This window comes from Mesorhizobium sp. M7A.F.Ca.CA.002.05.1.1, assembly GCF_003998335.1.
Classification (GTDB): Bacteria; Pseudomonadota; Alphaproteobacteria; order Rhizobiales; family Rhizobiaceae; genus Mesorhizobium.
In genome coordinates, this window is sequence record NZ_RZQI01001335.1 from 1 (window position 1) to 1096 (window position 1096).

Annotated in this window: 1 protein-coding gene; it reads right to left on the reverse strand. The window is 60.9% G+C overall.

Going from position 1 to position 1096, the window contains the following annotated elements; genetic code table 11:
* On the reverse strand, positions 1-869 hold an 869-nt coding region (locus EN939_RS35360; protein WP_206528444.1), incomplete at its 3' end, for a metallophosphoesterase.
* Positions 870-1096 lie beyond the last annotated feature (227 nt).

Below are 1096 nucleotides of genomic sequence, written 5' to 3' on the forward strand. Positions count from 1 at the left end.
ACCTTGAACTCGCCGAGATATTTCGAGTAGGACGCCGCCTGCACCACCGGCACCTTGTAGCCGTCCGGATTGTCGACCATCGTCGGGTAGGGGCCTTCCGCCTTCGGATCGGTGTTCGACAGCAGCGAATGGCTGTGACCGCCGACGACGACATCGATGCCCGGGATCTTGGCAATGACGTCGCGCTCGCGCCTGTAGCCGATATGGGTCACGGCGATGATCTTGTTGACGCCTTCGCCCTTGAGCTTCTCGACTTCGGCGGTGATCGACTTGACGTCATCCTCTATTGCGACGTTGGGTCCGGGGGAAGCGAGGTCCGGCGTGTCGTTGGTGATCGCGCCGATGATGCCGATCTTCTGGCCGCCGACCTCGACGACAACAGATGGCTTGACTCGGTCGCCGAGCTTGGATTGCGCGTTGGCCTTCACATTGGCGCCGAGCACCGGGAACTTGATCATGTCGAGGAACGGCGCCAGGGCCGCCTCGCCGTCGTCGAATTCATGGTTGCCAAGGGCCATGGCATCGAACTTCATGTCGTTGAGGAATTCGCCTTCGACCTTGCCCTTGTAGGTCGTGTAGAACAGCGAGCCCTGGAAATTGTCGCCTGCGCTGAGCAGCAGCACGTTCTGGCCTTGCAGCTTCTTGCGCTCCTGGGCGATCGCGGTGATCAGCCGGCCCGCGCCACCGATGCACTCGCCCTTGGTTTCCTCGTCCGCCGAGCAGGTCGATTCATATTTGTTGTTGCCTTCGATGCGGCTGTGCCAGTCGTTGATATGCAGGATGTTCAGCGTGTAGTCGGCAAAGGACGCGCCGGCCGACAGACCGAGTGCTGAGGCTGACAGGGCTGCAATGGCGGCAAGTTTCTTCATCTTCGTCTCCCGGAAAGCCGATCAGAGGCCACTAGCGCTCTTGCTTGACTGGAACATAACAGCCGGCGCTTCGGCCATGTTCCCATCGCGTTCCGGATGACGCAAGCGGAATCCGGGACCCCTTTGCCGGCATAAAAAAGGACGGCGGCCAACCGGCCGCCGTCCTTGGAAACGAATGGTCGCGGGCTCAGACGCGCCTTGTCAGCACGAGATTCTGAGCGCTGGAA